Annotated in this window: 18 protein-coding genes and 1 pseudogene; 7 read left to right on the top strand and 12 right to left on the bottom strand. The window is 61.6% G+C overall.

The window, feature by feature from the left end; translation table 11 throughout:
* Positions 1 to 2 precede the first annotated feature (2 nt).
* The 3 genes from HGP14_RS16810 to HGP14_RS16800 form a co-directional block, all read right to left on the bottom strand.
* Positions 3 to 2,006: an ABC transporter ATP-binding protein/permease gene (locus HGP14_RS16810; RefSeq protein WP_168831005.1), complete on the bottom strand. Its 2,004-nt coding sequence runs from the start codon at positions 2,004 to 2,006 to the stop codon at positions 3 to 5.
* 152 nt (positions 2,007 to 2,158) lie between these two features.
* Entirely contained in the window at positions 2,159 to 2,428 is a 270-nt protein-coding gene (locus tag HGP14_RS16805) for a cyclase (RefSeq protein WP_168831004.1), read from the bottom strand.
* Between the two features lie 149 nt (positions 2,429 to 2,577).
* The gene (locus HGP14_RS16800; RefSeq protein ID WP_168831003.1) at positions 2,578 to 2,931 is read right to left on the bottom strand and encodes a hypothetical protein; all 354 of its coding nucleotides are present in this window, start codon (positions 2,929 to 2,931) and stop codon (positions 2,578 to 2,580) included.
* 328 nt (positions 2,932 to 3,259) lie between these two features.
* On the opposite strand from HGP14_RS16800, the gene HGP14_RS16795 reads away from it, so the two are divergent.
* Positions 3,260 to 4,120, top strand: a complete 861-nt coding sequence (locus HGP14_RS16795) for an SDR family NAD(P)-dependent oxidoreductase (protein ID WP_168831002.1) — start codon at positions 3,260 to 3,262, stop codon at positions 4,118 to 4,120.
* Between the two features lie 157 nt (positions 4,121 to 4,277).
* Here HGP14_RS16795 and HGP14_RS36470 read toward each other — a convergent pair whose 3' ends face one another.
* The gene (locus HGP14_RS36470; protein WP_168831001.1) at positions 4,278 to 6,119 is read right to left on the bottom strand and encodes a tetratricopeptide repeat protein; all 1,842 of its coding nucleotides are present in this window, start codon (positions 6,117 to 6,119) and stop codon (positions 4,278 to 4,280) included.
* A 185-nt stretch (positions 6,120 to 6,304) separates the two neighbouring features.
* Between HGP14_RS36470 and HGP14_RS16785 the strand changes: the two genes are divergently transcribed.
* Positions 6,305 to 6,799: a YHS domain-containing (seleno)protein gene (locus HGP14_RS16785; protein ID WP_168831000.1), complete on the top strand. Its 495-nt coding sequence runs from the start codon at positions 6,305 to 6,307 to the stop codon at positions 6,797 to 6,799.
* 544 nt (positions 6,800 to 7,343) lie between these two features.
* On the opposite strand, the pseudogene HGP14_RS16780 reads toward HGP14_RS16785, so the two are convergent.
* Positions 7,344 to 8,189, bottom strand: a pseudogene (locus HGP14_RS16780) (septal ring lytic transglycosylase RlpA family protein); the annotation flags it as partial.
* 504 nt (positions 8,190 to 8,693) lie between these two features.
* Here HGP14_RS16780 and HGP14_RS16775 point away from each other — a divergent pair.
* A complete protein-coding gene (locus HGP14_RS16775) occupies positions 8,694 to 8,885 on the top strand; it encodes a DUF6494 family protein (protein WP_168830999.1) in 192 nt (63 codons plus the stop codon).
* A 254-nt stretch (positions 8,886 to 9,139) separates the two neighbouring features.
* Here the strand turns inward: HGP14_RS16775 and HGP14_RS16770 are convergent, their stop codons facing one another.
* The 5 genes from HGP14_RS16770 to HGP14_RS16750 all read right to left on the bottom strand — a co-directional run bounded on the left by HGP14_RS16770 (position 9,140) and on the right by HGP14_RS16750 (position 12,759).
* Positions 9,140 to 9,910 (bottom strand): SDR family NAD(P)-dependent oxidoreductase, encoded by a 771-nt coding sequence (locus HGP14_RS16770; RefSeq protein WP_168831285.1) that lies wholly within the window; start codon positions 9,908 to 9,910, stop codon positions 9,140 to 9,142.
* A gap of 170 nt (positions 9,911 to 10,080) precedes the next feature.
* Positions 10,081 to 11,274 carry an arsenite efflux MFS transporter ArsK gene (gene arsK / locus HGP14_RS16765; RefSeq protein ID WP_168830998.1) on the bottom strand — a complete coding sequence of 398 codons (1,194 nt, stop codon included), beginning with the start codon at positions 11,272 to 11,274 and terminating at the stop codon, positions 10,081 to 10,083.
* On the bottom strand, positions 11,249 to 11,677 hold the full coding sequence (gene arsC / locus HGP14_RS16760; RefSeq protein ID WP_168830997.1) for an arsenate reductase (glutaredoxin): 429 nt from the start codon (positions 11,675 to 11,677) through the stop codon (positions 11,249 to 11,251). The genes arsK and arsC overlap by 26 nt, the downstream gene beginning before the upstream one ends.
* On the bottom strand, positions 11,674 to 12,375 hold the full coding sequence (locus HGP14_RS16755; RefSeq protein WP_168830996.1) for an MIP/aquaporin family protein: 702 nt from the start codon (positions 12,373 to 12,375) through the stop codon (positions 11,674 to 11,676). Before HGP14_RS16755 ends, arsC begins: the two co-directional genes overlap by 4 nt.
* 30 nt (positions 12,376 to 12,405) lie before the next feature.
* Complete coding sequence (locus tag HGP14_RS16750; RefSeq protein ID WP_168830995.1) at positions 12,406 to 12,759, bottom strand: ArsR/SmtB family transcription factor; 354 nt, start codon at positions 12,757 to 12,759, stop codon at positions 12,406 to 12,408.
* Positions 12,760 to 12,801: 42 nt separating this feature from the next.
* On the opposite strand from HGP14_RS16750, the gene HGP14_RS16745 reads away from it, so the two are divergent.
* Entirely contained in the window at positions 12,802 to 13,314 is a 513-nt protein-coding gene (locus HGP14_RS16745) for a DUF6428 family protein (RefSeq protein ID WP_168830994.1), read from the top strand.
* Positions 13,315 to 13,391: 77 nt separating this feature from the next.
* Here the strand turns inward: HGP14_RS16745 and HGP14_RS16740 are convergent, their stop codons facing one another.
* Both HGP14_RS16740 and HGP14_RS16735 read right to left on the bottom strand, forming a co-directional pair.
* Positions 13,392 to 13,667: a hypothetical protein gene (locus tag HGP14_RS16740; protein ID WP_168830993.1), complete on the bottom strand. Its 276-nt coding sequence runs from the start codon at positions 13,665 to 13,667 to the stop codon at positions 13,392 to 13,394.
* On the bottom strand, positions 13,667 to 14,437 hold the full coding sequence (locus tag HGP14_RS16735) for a DUF899 domain-containing protein (RefSeq protein ID WP_168830992.1): 771 nt from the start codon (positions 14,435 to 14,437) through the stop codon (positions 13,667 to 13,669). The genes HGP14_RS16740 and HGP14_RS16735 overlap by 1 nt, the downstream gene beginning before the upstream one ends.
* Positions 14,438 to 14,556: 119 nt before the next feature.
* On the opposite strand from HGP14_RS16735, the gene HGP14_RS16730 reads away from it, so the two are divergent.
* The 3 genes from HGP14_RS16730 to uvrB all read left to right on the top strand — a co-directional run bounded on the left by HGP14_RS16730 (position 14,557) and on the right by uvrB (position 19,513).
* Positions 14,557 to 15,777 carry a helix-turn-helix domain-containing protein gene (locus tag HGP14_RS16730; protein WP_168830991.1) on the top strand — a complete coding sequence of 407 codons (1,221 nt, stop codon included), beginning with the start codon at positions 14,557 to 14,559 and terminating at the stop codon, positions 15,775 to 15,777.
* 10 nt (positions 15,778 to 15,787) lie between these two features.
* Positions 15,788 to 16,420, top strand: a complete 633-nt coding sequence (locus HGP14_RS16725; RefSeq protein ID WP_168830990.1) for a PQQ-binding-like beta-propeller repeat protein — start codon at positions 15,788 to 15,790, stop codon at positions 16,418 to 16,420.
* 120 nt (positions 16,421 to 16,540) lie between these two features.
* Positions 16,541 to 19,513, top strand: a complete 2,973-nt coding sequence (gene uvrB / locus HGP14_RS16720; RefSeq protein WP_168830989.1) for an excinuclease ABC subunit UvrB — start codon at positions 16,541 to 16,543, stop codon at positions 19,511 to 19,513.
* Positions 19,514 to 19,545 lie beyond the last annotated feature (32 nt).

Raw genomic sequence — 19,545 nt, 5'->3', positions numbered from 1 at the left:
GTCTATCGACCGCCGGTGGTCCGCCGTTTACTCGAGTCCACGCTGCCTTTCGGTAGAGAGCGCCGGTTCTCCAAAAGGCGCAAAAGCGAGTTCCGTTTTCTCTTGCGCTGGACAAGATCGATATCACTGACAAGCTTTGCGCCGCCCTCGCGCCGCTCCAACGTGATCTTGCGGCTATGAAAGGCTTCCAGCTCAGCTCGATGCGCTACGCTTATGATGGTGACATCAGGCAATTCGTGGATCACCATCTCCATCATCTTGTCCTGGCTCTTTTCATCGAGTGCTGACGTTGCTTCGTCCAACACGATGATATCGGGATTGTGCAGCAGCAGACGCGCAAACGCGAGCCGCTGCTTTTCGCCACCCGACAACGTCTGGTCCCAAGGCGCATCTTCCTCGATCTTGTCGTTCAGATAGTCGAGGCCCACCTTGTCGAGGGCGGCCTTGATCTTATCCAGCGCCCAGCTATCAGCGGCGCCGGGATAGGCGACTGCACGGCGAAGCGTCCCGGAAGGGATATAAGGCCGTTGCGGTAACATGAACAGTCGTCTGTCGGCGTGGAAATTGACGCTGCCGTCACCCCACGGCCAAAGACCTGCGATGGCCCGCACCAGCGTGCTCTTGCCTGAACCGGATTCTCCGGCCACGAGCACCCGCTCGCCTGGTTCGATCACGACCTGGGTTTCCTTGACCACGGCGGTGCCGTCGTCAAGCGACACGGAGAGATCGTTCAGGCTGAGCATTGCATCGCCTTCAGTTTCACCACGCGTGATGCGTCCCAATGCGTTGCTCTGTTCCGCGCGCTCGAGCCCGTCGAGCGACATCATCAGCGAAGCAATGCGCCGTGCACAGGCGTTCCAATCGGCGAGACGGGGATAGTTGTCGACCAGCCATCCGAATGCGCTCTGAACGATGGCGAAGGCGGAGGCAGCCTGCATCACCTGTCCGAGCGTCATGCTGCCCTCGAGAAACTTCGGAGCGCAAAGCAGGATTGGGACAACAGGTGCAATCAGCATCGACCCCTGCGACACAAGTGTCGTGCGCATGTGCTGGTGTGCAAGCAGCGCCCATTGCCTGAGCACGTTGGTAAACGTCTTGTCGAGGTCGCTGCGCTCCTCCCCTTCGCCGCCGAGCAACGCAATGCTCTCGCCGTTTTCCCGCACATGCGTCAGCGTGTAGCGAAATTCGGCTTCCACTTGGTTTTTGACCTCGGAGACCTGGACGAAATGGCGGCCGATGACCGCGATCACGCTGGATGTAATGACGGCGTAGAGAACGGCAGTGACAACGAGAAATCCCGGAATAGTGACCGTCGAACCGGCGACTGTCAGGCTCAAGGCGCCGCCGATCGTCCACAGCACCACGATGAAGGTCGTGGCCGACAGAAATGCCGAGATGACACCGGCGATGAAATCGACGGGAGACTCGGTGGCAATCCGCAAATCCTCCGAGATGCGCGCCTCGGGATTCTTATGGTCGCCGCCGATGAGGTTCAACTGATAGTAACGGCCGTTTGCGAGCCAGCGCGCGATGAGCGCGGTCGTGAGCCAGGAACGCCAGCGGCGCTGGATCATCATGCGAACATAGACTTGTACGGTGACAAGGGCGACGCTTCCGAGCACGAGCGGCAGGAACACGGCGCTCAGGAAATAGACGGTGTTGGCATCGTGTCGCTCGATGGCGTCGAAAATTCCGCGGTTCCAGACGTTGATTCCATACTGGAAGCCGACATTGATGCCGATCAGGGCCAATAGCCCGAGTGAGCAAGGCCACGCGAAGCGGTCGCAGCCGCGGCCCCAGTAACCGCGCGCGCTGATCCAGAAACGCGTGAGCAAGTACCTCTTGCGCGCCTGCTCGGCCTCCTCAGGCGTCAGCTCCGGATCGGGTTCGATGACATTTGGCGGCGGCGCGGCCTCGACAGTCGATGCTTTCTCTTGGCGCGACGTCCCGGCACCGTTCGGTTCGGGACCATCGACCGATTTCGGATTGAATTTAGCGTCGGACATAAGCGCGACAACGGCTTAAAAATCAAAAGGTTTCATGATGCCGGTGTCGAACATGGCATCGGGAGGGCGCTTGTCGAGAAAATAAGGCAGTCGCCACTCGGCGCCAGCCAAGCTTCCGCTCCGCTCTCGCAAACATTGTTCCGGGCTGTTTCTTAGGCTTTGTTGGTAAGCCACACCGTTGGCGCGCCCAGCACCCCTCCTGTGCGCATCGCCGCCCTTAGCTCTTCGAGCTTGCCAAAGGCTTGAGCTGCTTCAACCGTGGCAAACTCATGGGTGACGGTAACGTCGTTGGGATTGTCGGCGGCTTGATACACCGCCTCCGCCATAACGCCGTTTGCCTTCTGTACGGGCCGAAACGCGTCATAGACCTTGCGCCAGGTCGCATAGTCCGAAACCTCGTGCCTTACGAACAGTGTCGTCATCTCACACTCCCGCTCTTGCATTTACACGTTGGGACATCAGGCTCGCCAGCGTATCACCGACAGCACGTTCGCGCTTGGGGAATTATCTGGCATGCGACGGGTGGCTGTTTTCGTTCGTGCAATTCACTTCCGGAATGCGCCAGAAGCGGTCATGACCCGACCGCAGAATCATCTACCGTCACGCGCCAATAGACAACTCCCGCAATCAAGGCTGCGAGGATTGCTGTGATGTAGTTGTAGTCCACGTTACCTTCACGATTGAAAAGGTTGACGTTGAACCCGCTCGCTACAAAATGGCCAATAGCGATTCCGACCAAGCCAAAATACAACCACGTCCGTAGAGTGGTGAACTCTGAGGCAACGATCGCTAGTGCGGCAAGCGGGAGTGCCTTGAGTCCCAGCACCGGCGCTGCAGCTAAAATCAGCAAAAGCGTCGCTCCCACGTTGGGCCAGACACCCGCTACGAGCTGGTTGACGATCATGCAGATAGTGGTGGCCGTCAAGGCGGCGGCTCCATAACCAATTCCAATCCAGAAGCAGCGTATCAAGACTCGCAAGACCGCTCCCCATGGTTGCTGTTCAAAGAAATTCCCATCTCGCGTCTGAACGAAACATGCGCTGGATTGATGAAGATGGTCTTGAAACGATATGCAACATTCTATTGTCCGCTTTGGGCCGAAAGCGGTCATGGCACCATGTCCGCTTTGCGCCAATTGCGGTCATCGATGTCGAACCTTGGCCCTTGACAGCTTTAGTCGGCTGCGGATCATGATCACCCGGCCGACTGAAATCGGGCTTGCGTAACAATCCCGACGTCGTGGAGGGTTTACCATGCGGCTTGCGAACAAGGTGGCATTGATCACTGGGGGTTACGGCGGCATGGGGCGCGCGTCAGCACGGCTGTTCGCGAAGGAGGGCGCGACGGTTTTCATTGCGGGACGCAACGAGGAACGCGGCGATGCCTTGGCCGTGGAGATCAACGCCGATGGTGGTAAGGCTCATTACGTACAGCTCGATGTTGTGGAACAGGATCAGTGGGACGCCGCCATTATCCATGTCAAAGAGCAAGCAGGAGCGTTGCATGTTCTCATGAACATCGTCGGCAGCAATGCCCTCGTGCGGTTTCCCAAAGTCGACATCGACGAGTGGAACAAGATTTTTGAGATCAACGTCACTGGCACTCTGAGGGGTATCCAGACTTGCGCGCCACTGATCAGGGACTCCGGAGGAGGCTCGATAGTCAACATCGGGTCGGTTGCAGGCATCACCGGCAACTTCGCCACCGGATACTCCTCCTCCAAATGGGCACTTGAGGGACTGTCGCGTTCCGCGGCGTATGTGTACGCCGACTGGGGAATCCGCTGCAACGTCATCCAGCCTGGTTTTATCGAGACCGATCTGACCGCGGCGATGAGTTCAAATCCGATCGTGAAGAAGATGCAGTCCAGGGTGATGAAGAACACGATCCTGCTACGGAGAAGCGGCAGGGCAGAAGAGATCGCTTTTACGGCCTTATTCCTGGCCAGTGACGAGTCATCCTACATTACCGGCACCGACGTCGTGGTCGATGGCGGATGGTTCTCCTCAGCGCCGTACCTCGGAAACGAGCGCTCGCACCACATGCTCAAGTTACTTGATACCAAGGACAAAGCTGAGCACTTAATGGACGATTTCCTCAATCTCTTCCGCTAGCAGTCGACAAGATGAAGTGCATCAATCTGTCCGCTTTGGGCCGACAGCAGTCATGGCTCCGCGTCCGCATTGCGCCAGAAGCGGCCACTGACAGCGAGGCCTGAGGCTCGATCACACGCCCAGACAAAACATTGTATACTCGCGTCTGATCGGAGCCTTATTCCAGCCCGGCCTTATGCAGGCCCTCCGCAATCAATGCACGATCTTGTTCTGACTGGAAGTTCGTGATGAACTGGTCCACTTTGAAGAACGGCCAGGTGCGCAGAACATCGGCAGCGGCCTGAGCTGCTTCCGGCTTGCGCCCGAGCTGGCCGTATGAGGCGGCAAGGCCAGCTCGAATGATAATGTCGTGCGGTGCGGCGTGAGCGCCTTGTGCGAACGTCGTGACAGCGTCTTCATAGCGATGCTGGAGGTAAAAGGCAAAGCCGAAACCGGGAGACGTGAAGCTCAAAACCGGGTCCAGGGCCTTTGCGATTTCGAAATCGGCGATCGCATCGGCCGACCGACCCAACGACGCGACCAGCCCACCACGGTAGACATATCCCTCGGCATCGCTTGGATTGAGTTCGATTGCCCAACCCAACTCGCTGACTGCGAGGTCGAACTGCCGGCGATAGGAGTAGACGTCGCCCAGCAGGCGGTGCGCCTCGGCGCTGTCTTTGTCGAGTTCGATGGACCTCCGAGCCAACCGCTCCGCCTGCACAAATGCGTCATCTATAAATTCCGTCCAGCCGGAAAAGGCGGCTGCCTTATATGTCTTGCCGAGCGCAGCGTAGGCAGATGCATAGGTCGGATCGAGTTGGATCGCCTTCTCGTATAGCTCGCGCGCATCGTTGTTTGCGGAGCGCGTGTTCCTTGCGTAGAGGTCCCGCCCACGCAGGACGAGATCGTAAGCGTCAAGATTGGCGGTCGGCTTCTTGAGAGCGCGCCGCCTCTCAAGATCCTCTATTCTGATGGCCAGTTTGCCGACGACGCCAAGTGTGAGCTGGTTCCTTGCATCGAAAAGGTCCTTGATGTCCCCGCCCTCACTGTAAGAATCCAGATGTCGGCCATCATGAGTGTCGGTGAGTTCCGCCGTGACGAGAAACTTTTCTCCGCTCCTGCGCACGCTGCCGGTGAGAATGTAGCACACACCCAGATCGCGGCTGATCTCTTCGGGCCGCACGGGCTTTCCTTTATAGGGCATCGCGGCAGCGTGGGCTGTTACAGCAAGATCGCTAAATCGGCCGAGCGCTGCGGTGACGTCTTCGGTTGTTCCGTCGCTAAAATATTCCTGCGCCGGATCACCGCTCAAATTTGCGAACGGCAGCACGGCGATTGAGGCCCGGCCGCATTGCGGCGGTCGGCTTGGCCAGCCTGAATAAGAAGCAATCAAGGCGATCGATGCCAGGGCCGCGAGAAGTCCCGTTCCCGCCAGCAGCAGAGGCCGGCGAGCGGTGGTTTTCGCGGTTGGTGCTCGATTAGGACCGGGCACTCCGGCTCGTGTCCGAAATGCCCGCACGGGCTCGGCGATGTTCTTAACACTCTGATCGCCAAGGTCATCCCAGGCAAGGGTAAGCTTGTTCTTCACCTGTTCGTGGACGCCGGCCGAAATGCAGATACCCCCAGGCTCTGCAAGGCCCTGTAGCCGCGCGGCGACATTGACGCCATCGCCGATCAGGTTGTCGCCCTCGACGATCACATCGCCAAGGTTTATCCCGATCCGGAACCGCATTCTACGGTCCTCGACAAGTCCGGCTCCCAGGGCCGCGATCGCTTTCTGAATCTCTCCGGCGGCCCGCACGGCCTCGACCGGACTGGGGAACTCCGCAACCACACTGTCGCCAGCGCCGCCGAAGACGCGGCCCTCGTGTTCGCCGATGGTCCGAGCGATCAATTCAAGGCACGACTGAAGGACCCGAAAGGTTCCCTCTTCGTCGGCCCGCATCAAGCGGGAATAGCCTGCACAATCCGCGCTGAGGATCGTGGTGAGCTTGCGTCTCGGTCCATGCTCTTCCACATGCCGCCTCCCGGCGGACTGGCTTATTCCGGCGCGCCGCCAGCACCGCCCAGTTTTGACTCGTCAACAATAGGACGAATTGATACAATTTGGGACTAGATTGCGAATGGCCACGGCGAGCGCCGAGCGCGGCCTGAATGACCTACCTAGCGAGCGCCGCAGGCCTCTTTTCGGAGGACCGGCGAATGCGCGTGACACTTGCACGATCACTCGGATGGACGCTTTGCATCGTCGTTCTGCAATTCGCAACGGCAGGAGCCATCAATGCCGAGAATACGAAGCCGATTGCCGCTGCTGGCGTGAATCATATCGCAATCAAGGGCTATGACACAGTCGCCTACTTCACCGAGGGCAAAGCGACTAAAGGCAGCAGTTCATTTGAATATATGTGGAATGACGCTAGGTGGCGGTTTGCCAGCGTCGCCCATCGCGACATGTTTATCGCTGATCCCGATCACTATGCGCCACAATTCGGGGGCTTCTGCGCTGGCGCAATCATCAATCACGTTCTAGTACCAGCGAACCCCGAATCCTGGGTCATCGTCGATGGCAAACTCTACATGGTTGCCGGTTCGCACGATGATCTCGCCGCGTGGCAGGCCGACGCAGCTGAACATGTCAAGCAAGGCGGCAAGCAATGGGCAGCCGTGCAGCCGCGCCCGGCAGGAACTCAGGAATGACGGCGGTTCGACCCTAACGAGTAGGCTGTAACTCAGCGGAATTTGTTCCTGCTGCGTGGATCAGATGAACGACCGCATTCTATTTTCGATTCGGGAATTGCAACCAAACCGTACTGCGGTCGACATCGTTTGTCCCGCGGTCGTGTCGTCTGAGTTCCCTCGATGTGTCTGCCCTCTCCATACGCCGAGAAGATCACGATCCGACCGATTGCTGCCGCTCGACGGCAGTGCCGGGCATGTCGCGTGATGGACCTTTGCGGACTCCAGGTAGGGCTGATTGCTGTCGCCAGCGGTAGCCGTGTTGGCAAGAGCAGCGCCGCCTTATGGAGACCACCCCGGTCAGATGCTTATTGCGATCGCGCCCCGGCAGAGGGAGACCCTGAAACTCACACATCTCGCGTACACCGTCATGACCATCCTTGCCCAAGCAATATGTGACAGCCGGCGTCAACAGGTTGCGGACCTTACCGTCAGGCAGGAAGACAACGTCCTGATCCAGTGATGCGATCGCGACGTTTCGCGACAGCGATGGAGTATGTTCAGGCGGCCGTTCCAAGGTGACGTTGCCGGTCTCGGACAACATCACAAATTGCTCGAATGTCTGGAAAGCAGCCGCGGCTTTGGCCGCTGTCTGGTAGGAGGCGCTCGGCGTGTGCTCGGCAAGGTTCGTCTGCGTCGACCGGAGGGACTGACTGTCACTTGGCGAATAATCGCCCATCCACCGTTTCGAGGCCATTATCACACCGGTTGCGATCCGAGGCTCCGGATTGACGGCCGGAAAGCGATCATCCTTCTTGATGTAGGAGGCGATGAGATCGGGCATATCGTCTCCGCCCAATCGGGCGCGGCCCACATACTGCACCCTGACAGAGGCCGTGCCACTGTGCTTCAGGTCCAGCATGTCTGCCGCCTTGCTGGAAACGTCGATGATGCGACCTTTATGATAGGGACCGCGATCGTTGATGCGCACGATGAGCGAAGAACCGTTTTCAAGATTGGTCACCCGCACATAGCTGGGCAAAGGAAGGGTCGGATGCGCGGCGGAAAGGTGATCCGCGTCGTAAACTTCGCCATTCGCGGTCCGCCTCCCCTGAAACGCCGAGCCGTACCAGGACGCGACGCCCTTCCTGTCGTAATCCGGGTCTTCCTTCGGATAGTAACGCTTGCCTTTCACCACATAGGGCCCGCCAAGCATATACCGGCTACCGGGGATTTTCTTCCCGTAGGCGACCCGCGGTCTCGCCTTCACGCCGTATAGCTTTTCGGAGACATATCCTTTGCTGCGCATGTTCGGAGCTTGCGTCGTCGTACAGGTAGCGCAGCAGGCGCAGGCCATCGTGATCGCCAACCATCGCACGCCTTTGACAGCCGTATTTATCTCAATGACCATCTGTCCAACGCTGGCGACAGCCTTCCGTGCGTCCGCGCCAGCCTCGACACAAACGCTCATGTCGGCTACGTGCTCGCAGTCTGCTGTGCATTGGGTCGAGAGACAGACGGAATCGCGGCTGAGGCACTCGTCGATGCATTGCTGCATTCTGGGGTTGTGCCATTAGATCGCTCCATCCGGTGATATATGATTGTAAAATCGGGCTTGATGCTAAAAGTTCCCTTGTAACATGCGAATTTGCGCGCGTTTTACTGGAGCCGGCCGCTGCAACGCCACCCACGGACGCAGCCTGCAGCAATGGCAAGACCGCAACTTCACCTCTGCGCACTGACTGGTCGCTGTTCCAATTTGTCGTGGCGCCGGGTCGCGCAAAGGTCGCGTCTCGACCCAAAGCGACCCCTAACGCCGATCTATGTCGCCGAAATTTTTCACGCGCGTCACTGCCTACTTCCTTGACGATTTACCTTCCATTACAATCCCTTTCGCACATAGAGGAGTTCCGCCATGAGCGAAGACGCCTTCAACATGTCGATCCGCAAGTTCCTGAAGGAAGTCGGCGTCACGTCGCAGCGCAAGATCGAGGAGACGGTGCGCAAGGGGCAGGTCGGCGGCAAGAAGTTGAAGGTCCGCATAACGCTAACGGCGGAAGGCACCGGGCTCAAACACGTGGTGGACGGCGAGATCGAACTTCCGTAGGCTGAGCGAAACGTCCGGCTACCCCAAGTTCACATAGTCCACCCCCGCGCGTAATCGAAGCATGGCCGCCCTGGGCCGCAAAGCGGTCATCAGGCGATGTCTTCTTAGCGCGCCAGAAGCGGGCATAGGCATTGTTCCCCGGGTAATGCTGGCCGAGATCTTAGATCGCCTTTGCCGATGACGTATGGCGATCCTATCCGGGGAAATCGTCGTTCTCGTCTGCATCAGACTTGCGCTGCAGGAGCGCCTCGGCCTCAGGCGACCGACCATCCACCGTCCACCAGCAGGTTCGCGCCGGTGATCAGGCTCGCAGCCGGTGATGCAAGGAAGACGACGGCACCCACCACATCATCGGTTTCACCGATCCGGCCGAGTGGAATGTGAGCGAGCGTCGCTTTGCGATTGTCGGCATCGGACAGAAAAGGTGCTGTGCCATCCGTGTGGATGAACGTCGGCGAGACGGTATTTACGGTGACATTATAGCGTGGCCATTCGGCTGCGAGGCAGCGCGTGAGGTGATTAATTGCCGCCTTGCTCATGCAATAGATTGCCTCGCCGCGCAGTGCCACGGTACCGGCCTGTGAGCTGATGTTGATGATCCGGCCGCTATTGCGCTTGATCATCTGACGGCCCACTGCCTGCGTCATCAGAAAAGTGCCCTTGATGTTGACATCGAGTATTTCGTCAAGGTCCTTCTCCTCAACGAGTTCCGCGAGATTGCCCGGAGCCACGCCGACGTTGTTGACGAGGATGTCGATCCGACCGAACGTCGTAAGCGCCGCGTCGACGGCTTGTGCGATGTGGGCCTTATTGGGAATGTCCAGTTCAACAGGGAGGACCTTTCGTCCCGCGCCCTCGAGTTCGGCAACCAGGCCCGCCGACGCTGCGACATCGCGGACCCCCAAAACAATATTCGAGCCCGCTGCGGCACAGGCAAGTGCGCAAGCTCGACCGATGCCACGGCTCGCTCCCGTCACGAAAGTCACCTTGTCCTCAAGGCTGAAGTCCGGCGCATTCTTCTGCATCATGATGCCTCCCCTCGATGAAGCTCATTTATGGCAGCGTCGACGTGCGGATACCAGATGTTCTGCGCATGCTGAGGAGCGTCCCTTTGATCAATGGAGATTTCCCAGCGTCTCTAGAGTCAGATTGATAGAGCAGTTCGAGCGTCAGGTCTGCTTTGGGCCAAAAGCGGTCATCGCAGAAACCCGATGGACGACAAAGCGACAATCGAAAGCCCGCCGAATGCAACCGTGATACCGAGCGACAGCGAGATACCCAATTTCTCCATCGCGAAGGCCAGCACGAACGGCGCCAAGGCAGACAGGGTTAGCCGCGCCGCCATCATCTTGCCTTGCAGTTTGCCGTAACCGTCGCTGCCGAAGAGATGCAGTGGCAAGGTGCCGGAGACGATACTGAGCAGGCCATTGCCCATGCCGAAAATCACGGCGAAGACCATAGCCCCCGGCACGGATGGAGCGGAAAGCAGCAAAACCAGCACGCCGACCGGAAGAAGCGTTGCCGCTGTTACTGCAAGGCCGAGCGGCGGTAGGTTCTTGCCGAAGACCATGTTGGTCAACCGGCTGCCGGCCTGCGACGGGCCGAACAGCGTGCCAACGAGCGCTGCAGTTGCGCCGAGCCCGAGGCCCGAAAGCAACGGTACGAGATGCACTAGCATGGCCGAACTGACCAGCGACATAAGCGAGAAGCCCGTTACCATCACGGCAAAGCCGAGCCTGCGGCGCTCTGGTGCCAAGATTCCCTTCACTGGCGGAGCCGCGGTCGAGGCGGCGGCCCGCTCAGTGGTCGCGCTGCGCGACAGCCATGCATGGATCGGCAGGCAGATAGCCAGATTGAGGGCGGCGTAAACCAGATAGACGTTTTGCCAATTGAGATGCGAATGCAGCGCCGTGGTGATCGGCCAGAAAATCGTCGATGCAAAACCGCCGATGAGCGTCAGATAGGTGATGCTGCGGGAAGCGACCTGCGGCCGCAACTGAACCAGAAGCGCGAACGCCGCGCTATACTGGACGAGGTTGGAAGCGACTTCGATGGCAATGAGAGCCAAAACATAAGCTGCCCTGGTCGGCGCGAAGGCGCAGGCGATGAGAGCGAGGGCCGCGACAAGCGAGCCGATCGCCATCACGCGGCCGGCTCCGATTTTGTCGAACAATGCCCCGAGCCATGGCGCCGTGAGGCCGCCTGTCAGAAGGGCCGCCGAAAGAGCGCCGAAAACCCACTCGCTCGACCAGCCGAATTGCGCGGCCATATCGGAAGCGAGAATGCTGAAACTGTAATAGAGGGTGCCGTAGCCGATGATCTGTGTGACGCCGAGCGCAAGCACGGCAAAAAGCGGCACCCGTTCAGACAAGTCGCTTGCCTTCCGCATCCAGAACCTGCTCGCCGTCTTCCTTGGCGAACGGGCCTTTGTGCGTATCGGGCAGGATTTCGAGCACGACTTCCGACGGCCGGGCAAGGCGGGTACCAACAGGCGAGATAACGAAGGGCCGGTTAATCAAGATCGGGTCCTTCAGCATGGCGTCGAGCAGTTGCTCGTCGGTCAGCTCCGGATTGTCGAGGCCAAGCTCGGCATAGGGCGTGCCCTTTTCGCGGATCGCCTCGCGCACGCTCAAGCCTGCATCGGCAATCATCTTCAAGAGTTCTTCGCGGCTCGGCGGATTTTGCAGATATTCGATGACAGTCGGCTCGATGCCGGCATTGCGGATCATTGCCAGCGTATTGCGCGAGGTGCCGCATTCGGGGTTGTGATAGATCGTGACGTCCATGCTCATGAGGTGGGTTCCGTCTTGGAGAGAGATTGGGAATTACGGGCGTCCATCAGCAGCCAGCCAACGAGCATCATCGCCAGCAATGCGCCTATCATTTCCGCGACGATGAAGCCGGGCAGATCGATCGGGCGGATGCCCGAGAATGTGTTCGTCAGCGATCGGGCGATTGCGACGGCCGGATTGGCGAAGGACGTGGAAGCGGTGAACCAGTAAGCGGCGGTGATATAGAGGCCGACCAGCCATGCCACGGCATCGGCGCGAAACCGGATGCCCGAAAGGATGACGAAGACTAGGCCGAAGGTTGCCACCACCTCTGCGAGCCATTGCGCGCCGCCTGACCGTATCGTTTCCGACGCCTGCAGCAAGGGTAGCGCGAACATGCCATGCGCGAGCATCGTGCCTGCAATGCCGCCAAAAGTCTGCGCGGCGATGTAGGTCGGCACGGACGCGGCTGGCAATTCGCGACGCAGCGCAAAGACCAGCGAGACGACCGGATTGAAATGCGCGCCCGATATCGGCCCGAGAACGGTAATCAGCACGACGAGCATTGCCCCCGTCGCCAGTGTGTTGCCGAGCAGGGCAAGCGCCGTATCATCGGTCAGACGATCCGCCATGATGCCCGAACCGACGACGGTCGCGACCAGAATGCCCGTGCCGAGTCCTTCCGAAACAAGGCGGCGCGAAAGCGGAAACGACGTCATAGTTTCAAGCCCCCAACCGCGTCAGCGTGATCATTGAACCGTGCCTTCGACCGGCGCGCAGCAGGCCGCAACCTCGGCCGCCGGCGCGCAGATTTCCGGATGGCCGGCGCAGCAGTCTTCCATCAGAAAGCGCACGAGGCCGCCGAGGGCATCGTAATTCGCGGTGTAGATGATCGAGCGGGCTTCGCGCTGCTGGCTGATAATGCCGGCGCGATCCAGCTCCTTCAGGTGGAAGGAAACATTCGACGGCGAGACTTCGAGCTTTTCCGCAATCGTGCCTGCCGCCATGCCATCAGGACCGGCAACCACGAGCATACGGACGATCTGCAGGCGGGTTTCCTGGGAAAGCGCGCCAAATGAAGCGAGAGCTTGACGTTCATCCATATTTCAACAATCCTTGAAATGTTGAAATATGGAATATCGCAGATGAATGCAGTGAACAAGACCTCTTCTCAGGATATTAGGCTCGGCCTGCTGCTCGATGGGCTCGCCGCCTCCCGCGATTTGCCTCTAGTGTTCCACTATGGCGGCCGCCCCGTGAAGCCCGGCTATCACGTCACCGAAGTGAAAGCCGGTCAGTTCCAGGCGCTCGACTGCGGAGCCAACCCGGAGGCTTGGGTGGAAATTTTCGTACAGCTTTGGGATATCGACGAAGACGACCGCACCCATATGCCGGCAGGCAAATTCGCCGCCATCATCCGCAAGGTCTCTGAGCATGTGCAGCTGGGCGGCTCAGCGAAACTGACCTTCGAAGTGAGCGATGGCGTGCAGCCAATGCAGCTTTATTGCGCTTCGACCCCCGTTGTCTGTGACGGCGCGGTGCATGTCGAACTTGCGCCGCGTGCCGCAAGCTGCAAGCCGCGTGACCGGTGGTTGGCGGAACAGGCCCAGGTTGCCGCCTGCTGCGGACCGGCGACCGGTGCGAAATGCTGCGCCTAGTCGCGATGACCGTCATGGGCCGATAGCGGTCGGGAGCGGCGCAAATTTCCCGCTCCAAGACTCGACCGCTCGCCGGCTCATCCCCGGCGAGCGCTTCCCTCTGCGCCCGCCACCAGTCTCAGCCACGGACCGGCATGAAACAGGCTCATCAGCAGGTACATCGGCACCATGCCGCCGAACATCGAGGCGCCATGCATGGCGCAGATCATGTCGGACGGCGCACCGCCTGCCGTTAGAAAGGCCATGGCCGCGAAGGTCGGCGCGGCGGCCAATGACAGCCAGCGGGCGACGCCCGAGGAAAGGCCGGCGGCGTTGCCGCCGGCGCTGGGGGTGGAATGCGGTAGCCGCGACATCAGCTCACCCCGTATTTGTCATGGTGACGCCACCAGATGCCGGTCTCGTTGCGGCCGAGCGGCGCGCGGTCGAGCCACTGGTACATCCCCCAGACGCCGTCCAGCCCGCGCGCATAGGACGAGTAGGTGTGGTAGATCGCGCCATCCTGCATCACGAAGGCGCTGAGCCCCGGCCTTTCGCGTATAAAGGTCGCGACATCGGTTCCCGTTGCCGAGGCGACCTGGGCCGCGGGCCCTTCGCCACCCCTGGCGGCCAGCGGTCCCGGCATCGGCGGCTCGCGGCGGTAATTGTATTCAATGCCGTCGCGCTGCTCCTCCGGCGTGAACCAGACGTTGAAATCGTGATTGAAATCGCTGCCCGCCGACGAGGCCCAGTCGAAGGTCCAGCCCATGCGCCGCTTGAATTCCTGCAGTTTCGCCAGCGGCCCCCGGGATACGGCGCTGAACGCCACATCATGGTTTTCCAGATGTACGACCACACCGTTGAAGCCGTCGGCGATCGCCGAGCAGGACGGGCAACCGGCCGTATAATCCGGGCCGAACATGAAATGGTAGACGAGCAGCTGCGAGCGGCCCTTGAAGAGTGCGGAAAGCGGCACGGTGCCCGCCTCTGTCTCGAGCCGATAGTCCTTGTCGATCTTCACCCAGGGCAGCTGCTGGCGCCGCTCGGCCACCTCGTCGCTGCGCCTCGTCAGTTCCTTCTCCTGCTCCAGCAGCTCGAGCCTCGCTGCAAGCCACTCGGCCCGTGATCCGGTTGTATGTTCCATCATCTTCAGTCTCCTTTGGTTGCTGGTCGCCGGCTTGGCGGCGCGCCCTGTTGCCTGCTGGTCGGGAATAAACTACCGCTGGAAGCACGAAGGCCGGGAGTTACAAGTGTGACGGGATTTGCATGGACTCGCTGATCACCGCGGCAGCGCAGGCGCTTGCCTCGGGCGATACGCTCGGCGCGCTGAAGCGCGTCTCCCTGCGTGACGATCCGCCGGCGCTTGCACTCAGGGGCATCGCCATGGCGCAACTCGGCGATCTCGTCCGCGCCAAGGCCCTGCTGAAAGCTGCCGCGCGCGGCTTCGGACCACGGGAAGCCGTCGCCCGCGCCCGCTGCATTGTCGCCGAAGCCGAGATCGCCCTCGTCTCGCGCGACCTCACCTGGCCGCAAAAGGCCCTGGATGCCGCACGCCGGACGCTGGAAAGCCACGGCGACCGCCTCAACGCGGCGCATGCCGGCAATCTGCAGGTGCGCCGCCTGCTGTTGATCGGCCATCTCGACGAAGCCGAACGCCGCCTTGCCGATCTCGATCCGGCGCCCCTCCCGCCTGCCCTGCGCGCGGGCCACGAACTGGCGGTCGCCGGCATCGAGATCAGGAGGCTGCGGACAAGGACCGCACGGGAAGCCCTGGCAAGGGCGACTGATGCGGCGCGGAGCGCCGGCATCCCCGCGCTGAGCGTCGAGGTGGAGCAGGCGGCACAGGTACTCGATGCGCCCGCCGCACGCCTTGTCGCCCACGGCGAAGAGCGGGTAATCCGGCTTGCGGAGGTCGAAGGCCTGCTCGCCTCGGATACTCTGGTGATCGATGCGTGCCGCAACGTCGTGCGCAATGGCAGCCACGTGGTGCCGCTCGCCGGCCGGCCGGTGCTTTTCGCGCTGGCACGGACATTGGCCGAAGCCGCCCCCGGCGATGCGCCGCGCGCAGTCCTCTTGTCCCGCGCCTTTCGCGCAAGGCATGCCGATGAATCGCACCGGGCGCGGCTGCGGGTCGAGATCGGGCGGCTGCGCGCGGCTCTGGAAACGCTTGCCGATATCAAGGCGACGAAGCGCGGCTTTGTGCTGATGTCGCGAGGAAAACGCGACATCGCTGTCCTCGCCCCACCGGTCGAAGAAGAGAACGCCTTCCTGCTCGCCTTGCTGGCGGACGGCGAAGCCTGGTCGAGTTCGGCGCTGGCGATCGCCCTCGGAACAAGCCCGCGCACCGTGCAGCGGGCGCTCGATGCGCTCGCGAGTGCGGGAAAGGTGTTATCCTTCGGCAACGGCAGGGCGCGCCGCTGGATGGCGCCGCCCGCCGTGGCATTCCCGACAGTTTTGTTACTCCCCGGCCCGCTGCCGAGCGACTAGGATGGACGCCATGAAAAAATCTGTAGCTGAAATCATTCGCGAATATGGTCCCTTCGAGGACGCCCCGAGCGTCGCCGGCGTCACCTTCGACGGCCGGCAGGTCTGGTTCGCCTCGGGCGAGAAGCTGCACGCCTTCGATCCGGACGACGGCCGGCAGTTGCGCTCCATTGACGTCGCTTCGCATGCCGGAACGGCCTTCGACGGCCGCCACCTCTTCCAGATCGCCGGGGACCGTATCCTGAAGATCGAACCGGCGTCCGGCGCGGTGCTGTCCAGTATTCCCGCCCCCGGACACGGCGGCGATTCCGGGCTCGCCTGGTCGGAAGGCACGCTCTGGGTCGGCCAGCATCGCGACCGGAAGATCCACCAGATCGATCCGGCAACCGGCGACATCCTGCGCACCATCGAATCCAACCGCATGGTCACCGGCGTCACCTGGGTCGACGGCGAGCTCTGGCACGGCACCTGGGAAGGCGATGAAAGCGACGTGCGCCGCATCGACCCCGTCACCGGCGAGGTGCTGCAGAGCCTCGACATGCCCGAAGGCACCGCCGTCTCCGGCCTCGAATCCGATGGCGGCGACCGCTTCTTCGCGGGCGGCGGCAACAGCGGCAAGATCCGCGCCATCCGCCGGCCTAGATGAGGCGCCCTCGCCTGCGACCCTGAAGCGCCAAACTGTTGGCGAAAACCGAACGATTCATTCGTTTCCCTTTTGTACTCTTTGCCCCTTTTCTTTCGCGCTGACTCTCGCCATATTCCGCCCATGGCCAAATCTCCGAAGAAATCTCCCGCCCCGAATGGCTTCGAGGAAGCCCCGCAGTCGTCCTTCGAAGGCGCTCCCCTGAACGGCAGCGTCGCCGACTGGGTGAAGCAGCTCGAGGCCGAGGCGGAGGCCTCGTCCGTCGAAAGCCAGCGCGAGATCGCCTCCAAGGCGGGCAAGCACCGCAAGAAGGTGGAAATCGCCGCATCGAAGTCGGCGAGAGGCACCTCCATGGGCGGCTCGACCGACCCGAAGACGCGCGCCGCCGCTGGCCTCAACCCCGTGTCCGGCATGAACACGACGCTGGAAGAGGCCGCCGAGCTCAAGGCAGGCACCGCCGTCACCGCCACCGTCGAGGCGCTGGCGGCGCTGATCGAATCCGGCAATCCGCTGCACAAGAACGGCAAGATCTGGACGCCGCACCGCCCGGCCCGGCCGGAGAAATCCGAAGGCGGCATCGTGATCCGCATGGCCTCCGACTACCAGCCCGCCGGCGACCAGCCGACCGCCATCAAGGACCTCGTCGAGGGCCTTGACAATGGCGACCGCTCGCAGGTGCTGCTCGGCGTCACAGGCTCCGGCAAGACCTTCACCATGGCCAAGGTGATCGAGGCAACGCAGCGCCCGGCCGTGATCCTCGCGCCCAACAAGACGCTCGCCGCCCAGCTCTATTCCGAGTTCAAGAACTTCTTCCCTGACAACGCCGTCGAGTATTTCGTCTCCTACTACGACTATTACCAGCCGGAGGCCTACGTCCCGCGCTCGGACACCTATATCGAGAAGGAATCCTCGATCAACGAGCAGATCGACCGCATGCGCCACTCGGCGACGCGCTCGCTGCTCGAACGCGACGACTGCATCATCGTCGCCTCGGTCTCCTGCATCTACGGTATCGGCTCGGTCGAGACCTATACCGCCATGACCTTCCAGATGGAGGTCGGCGACCGCCTCGACCAGCGCCAGCTCCTGGCCGACCTCGTCGCCCAGCAGTACAAGCGCCGCGACATGGATTTCCAGCGCGGCTCCTTCCGTGTGCGGGGCGACACCATCGAGATCTTCCCGGCTCACTTGGAAGATGCCGCCTGGCGCATCTCGATGTTCGGCGACGAGATCGACGCCATCACCGAGTTCGACCCGCTGACCGGCCAGAAGACCGGCGACCTGAAATCGGTGAAGATCTACGCCAATTCGCACTACGTCACCCCCCGTCCGACGCTGAACGGCGCCATCAAGGCGATCAAGGAGGAGCTGAAGCTCCGCCTCGCCGAGCTGGAAAAAGCCGGCCGCCTGCTGGAGGCCCAGCGCCTGGAGCAGCGCACCCGCTACGACATCGAGATGCTGGAAGCGACCGGCTCCTGCGCCGGCATCGAGAACTATTCGCGCTATCTCACCGGCCGCGATCCCGGCGATCCGCCGCCCACCCTCTTCGAATACATCCCCGACAACGCCATCGTCTTCATCGACGAGAGCCACGTCACCATCCCGCAGATCGGCGGCATGTACCGCGGCGACTTCCGCCGCAAGGCGACGCTCGCCGAATACGGCTTCCGCCTGCCGTCGTGCATGGACAACCGGCCGCTGCGCTTCGAGGAATGGGATGCGATGCGCCCGGATACCGTCGCCGTCTCCGCCACCCCCGGCGGCTGGGAGATGGAGCAGTCCGGCGGCGTCTTCGCCGAACAGGTGATCCGCCCGACCGGCCTCATCGACCCGCCGGTCGAGGTCCGCTCCGCCCGCTCCCAGGTCGACGACGTGCTCGGCGAGATCCGCGAAACTTCAGCCAAGGGTTACCGCACGCTCTGCACCGTGCTCACCAAGCGCATGGCCGAGGACCTCACCGAATACCTGCATGAGCAGGGCATCCGCGTCCGCTACATGCACTCCGACATCGACACGCTGGAGCGCATCGAGATCATCCGCGATCTCCGCCTCGGCGCCTTCGACTGCCTCGTCGGCATCAATCTCTTGCGCGAGGGCCTCGACATTCCCGAATGCGGCTTCGTCGCCATCCTCGACGCCGACAAGGAAGGGTTCCTGCGCTCCGAAACGTCCCTCATTCAAACGATCGGCCGCGCCGCGCGAAACGTCGACGGCAAGGTGATCCTCTATGCCGACACCGTCACCGGCTCGATGTCGCGCGCCATGGAGGAAACCGCGCGCCGCCGCGAAAAGCAGATGGCCTACAACGAGGAGCACGGCATCACGCCGGAATCGGTGAAGGCGAAGATCTCCGACATCCTCGATTCCGTCTACGAGCGCGACCACGTCCGCGCCGATATCTCCGGCGCTTCCGGCAAGGGCTTTGCCGACGGCGGCAACCTCGTCGGCGGCAACCTGCAGGCCCATCTCAACGCGCTGGAAAAACAGATGCGCGACGCCGCCGCCGACCTCGACTTCGAAAAGGCCGCCCGCCTGCGCGACGAGATCAAGCGCCTCAAGGCCGCCGAACTCGCCGTCATGGACGATCCGATGGCGCGCGAGGAAGCAAAGTCGATGGAAGCTGGGCGGAAGGATGCTTCGAGGCTCCGGTCTACGGCCTCCGCGCCTCAGCATGAGGGCGGAGCCGTCGGCAAGGGAGCGAGCGGGCGCCGCGAGTCTATCTCCCCACCTGTGGGGGAGATGGCCGGCAGGCCAGAGGGGGGCGATCTTGCTCCGCCCTCCTACTTCTCCCGCCCCAATCTCGACGAGATGGGCCGCGACCCGACCACCCCGGCAGGCAAATCCCTTTTCCGCCGCAACGACCTCGACGAAATGACCGTCGGCCGCACCGAAAAACCGGTCACCGGCCACCTGCCGGAAAAGCCGGACGCCTCGAAGAGCACGAAGCGGTTTTCGCCGCTGATGGAGGGCCAGCCGGAACGCGACGACGTGCGCCCGCTGGCGCGCGGCAAGACGGGCGTCGGGAGCTATGAGGATCCGGGCGAGCAGAAACGGAAGAGCCGGACGAAGGGCAAGACCGGGCGGCCGGGGCGGTGAAGGCAAGACGTTGTGTTACACAACTCTATTCG

It is taken from the genome of Rhizobium sp. P32RR-XVIII (genome assembly GCF_012641395.1).
Taxonomy (GTDB): domain Bacteria; phylum Pseudomonadota; class Alphaproteobacteria; order Rhizobiales; family Rhizobiaceae; genus Rhizobium.
Note: the sequence above shows the minus strand (reverse complement) of the source record. Positions and strands in the feature narration are given on the sequence as shown.

What these genes read in the sequence shown, in the direction of transcription:
- HGP14_RS16810 (WP_168831005.1), bottom strand. Translation starts at nt 2,006, where the DNA reads ATGTCCGACGCTAAATTCAATCCGAAATCGGTCGATGGTCCCGAACCG.
- HGP14_RS16805 (WP_168831004.1), bottom strand. Translation starts at nt 2,428, where the DNA reads ATGACGACACTGTTCGTAAGGCACGAGGTTTCGGACTATGCGACCTGG.
- HGP14_RS16795 (WP_168831002.1), top strand. Translation starts at nt 3,260, where the DNA reads ATGCGGCTTGCGAACAAGGTGGCATTGATCACTGGGGGTTACGGCGGC.
- HGP14_RS16785 (WP_168831000.1), top strand. Translation starts at nt 6,305, where the DNA reads ATGCGCGTGACACTTGCACGATCACTCGGATGGACGCTTTGCATCGTC.
- HGP14_RS16775 (WP_168830999.1), top strand. Translation starts at nt 8,694, where the DNA reads ATGAGCGAAGACGCCTTCAACATGTCGATCCGCAAGTTCCTGAAGGAA.
- HGP14_RS16770 (WP_168831285.1), bottom strand. Translation starts at nt 9,910, where the DNA reads ATGCAGAAGAATGCGCCGGACTTCAGCCTTGAGGACAAGGTGACTTTC.
- arsK (WP_168830998.1), bottom strand. Translation starts at nt 11,274, where the DNA reads ATGCGGAAGGCAAGCGACTTGTCTGAACGGGTGCCGCTTTTTGCCGTG.
- arsC (WP_168830997.1), bottom strand. Translation starts at nt 11,677, where the DNA reads ATGAGCATGGACGTCACGATCTATCACAACCCCGAATGCGGCACCTCG.
- HGP14_RS16755 (WP_168830996.1), bottom strand. Translation starts at nt 12,375, where the DNA reads ATGACGTCGTTTCCGCTTTCGCGCCGCCTTGTTTCGGAAGGACTCGGC.
- HGP14_RS16750 (WP_168830995.1), bottom strand. Translation starts at nt 12,759, where the DNA reads ATGGATGAACGTCAAGCTCTCGCTTCATTTGGCGCGCTTTCCCAGGAA.
- HGP14_RS16745 (WP_168830994.1), top strand. Translation starts at nt 12,802, where the DNA reads ATGAATGCAGTGAACAAGACCTCTTCTCAGGATATTAGGCTCGGCCTG.
- HGP14_RS16740 (WP_168830993.1), bottom strand. Translation starts at nt 13,667, where the DNA reads ATGTCGCGGCTACCGCATTCCACCCCCAGCGCCGGCGGCAACGCCGCC.
- HGP14_RS16735 (WP_168830992.1), bottom strand. Translation starts at nt 14,437, where the DNA reads ATGATGGAACATACAACCGGATCACGGGCCGAGTGGCTTGCAGCGAGG.
- HGP14_RS16730 (WP_168830991.1), top strand. Translation starts at nt 14,557, where the DNA reads ATGGACTCGCTGATCACCGCGGCAGCGCAGGCGCTTGCCTCGGGCGAT.
- HGP14_RS16725 (WP_168830990.1), top strand. Translation starts at nt 15,788, where the DNA reads ATGAAAAAATCTGTAGCTGAAATCATTCGCGAATATGGTCCCTTCGAG.
- uvrB (WP_168830989.1), top strand. Translation starts at nt 16,541, where the DNA reads ATGGCCAAATCTCCGAAGAAATCTCCCGCCCCGAATGGCTTCGAGGAA.